The following is a 1,303-nucleotide window of genomic DNA, read 5'->3' as shown; positions in this document are numbered from 1 at the left end:
ACCGTCGCGCACCGGGCCCGGCCGGCAGGCACACCGAGTCCCCGGCCGCGACCGGGTCCCTGCCGTGGCCGCACTCCCGCCGAGCCGGCGGTGAAAATCGCTGTCCGGGGCGACTGCGGCCACCGCCGTCGGCGGGAGGTCTTCGACCAGCTCGTCGAGGGGCCCGGAGAGCTGGGGGTCACATGCACAGGGGCCGGCCGTCATGACGGCCGGCCCCTGCGGCGAACGGGGTACGCGCGAAGTCAGATCACCATCGATACCAACGCCCCCGGCCCCCGCCGGCGCTGGTGGAGCGCATCGCGAATCCGAGCAGCCAGAGCACCAGTACGGCGAGGGCGACCCACCACAGAATCTTGACGGCGAAGCCGGCACCGAAAAGGATCACCGCGAGAAGCAGCACAAGAAGAAGGGGAACCATGATTATCGACCTCCTGCCGCTCCGTGTGCCCCGCCATTGTGCCGTCATTCGCGGTAAGTGCCTTGTTTGTGAAGGGAAAGCGGGGGCATTGGCGGGGTTATCGAGACCGCGATACCCATGGCCAGGAGTCGAAGAGAAGGCCAAGCGCGCTTTCCAGCACCGACATGCTTCCTGCTCAGAAGAAGGGCCTTCCCGGAAACGATCCGGGAAGGCCCTTCTCGGTGTCGGCATCGCGCTGCTTTGCCGGACCGCCTCATGAACAAGGAGACGGCGGGTAAGCGAATTCGTACGACGGCGAGAGCCGGTGACGAAACGACAAGGACGCCTACGGAAAGAGTTCTATGGTCACCCCGCTGAAGAACCGGGCCTCGGACGGACAGGAACCCGGGGCGCCTCTGCGATACAGCATCACGTGGGACACCGTGGACACGTCGATCGCCGACGCCCGGGTCGCCGTACGCGCGTTGCTGGCGCAGGCCGGCCACCGTCCGGACCACCGGCCGAGCCAGGACGCCCAACTCGTCGTCAGTGAACTGGTCACCAACGCGGTACGCCACGCACCCGGACCGGTCGGCCTGGCGCTGGAGGTGTCACCCGGCGCCGACCTGCTGCGCATCGTCGTGAGCGACAGTTCCCCCCGTCCGCCCGAACCGCGCGCCCACGACGCCCGCCGCGTCGGCGGTCACGGCCTGCACCTGGTCACCCGGCTGTGCGACCGGCTGCACACCGTCGCACGGGACACCGGCAAGCACGTCGTCGCGCACCTCCGCCTGCGCCGGCCTGCCAAGCCCTAGGCCGTTTCGTTTGGATCAGTCGGTCGTTGGTCTGGGTGTGCCGTTAACTGATGCGCAGTGGTCGCGGATCGAGCCGTTGCTCCCTGACCGG

The 1,303-nt window shown here is 68.4% G+C and carries 2 protein-coding genes; one reads left to right on the top strand and one right to left on the bottom strand.

Features of this window, described 5'->3' with window-relative positions; genetic code table 11:
* Positions 1 to 247: 247 nt before the first annotated feature.
* Positions 248 to 418, bottom strand: coding sequence for a hydrophobic protein (locus ACFY0P_RS08800; protein WP_388908890.1), 171 nt, complete (start codon positions 416 to 418; stop codon positions 248 to 250).
* 341 nt (positions 419 to 759) lie between these two features.
* On the opposite strand from ACFY0P_RS08800, the gene ACFY0P_RS08795 reads away from it, so the two are divergent.
* Entirely contained in the window at positions 760 to 1,212 is a 453-nt protein-coding gene (locus ACFY0P_RS08795) for an ATP-binding protein (RefSeq protein ID WP_388908888.1), read from the top strand.
* The last annotated feature ends 91 nt before the right edge of the window (positions 1,213 to 1,303 follow it).

The organism is Streptomyces sp. NPDC001714, assembly GCF_042892755.1.
Taxonomy (GTDB): domain Bacteria; phylum Actinomycetota; class Actinomycetes; order Streptomycetales; family Streptomycetaceae; genus Streptomyces.
The sequence above is the reverse complement of the archived record's forward strand: the minus strand, read 5'-3'. Positions and strand labels throughout refer to the sequence as shown.

Excerpts from the sequence above, each read along its gene's own strand:
- ACFY0P_RS08800 (WP_388908890.1), bottom strand. The coding sequence starts at position 418 with ATGGTTCCCCTTCTTCTTGTGCTGCTTCTCGCGGTGATCCTTTTCGGT.
- ACFY0P_RS08795 (WP_388908888.1), top strand. The coding sequence starts at position 760 with ATGGTCACCCCGCTGAAGAACCGGGCCTCGGACGGACAGGAACCCGGG.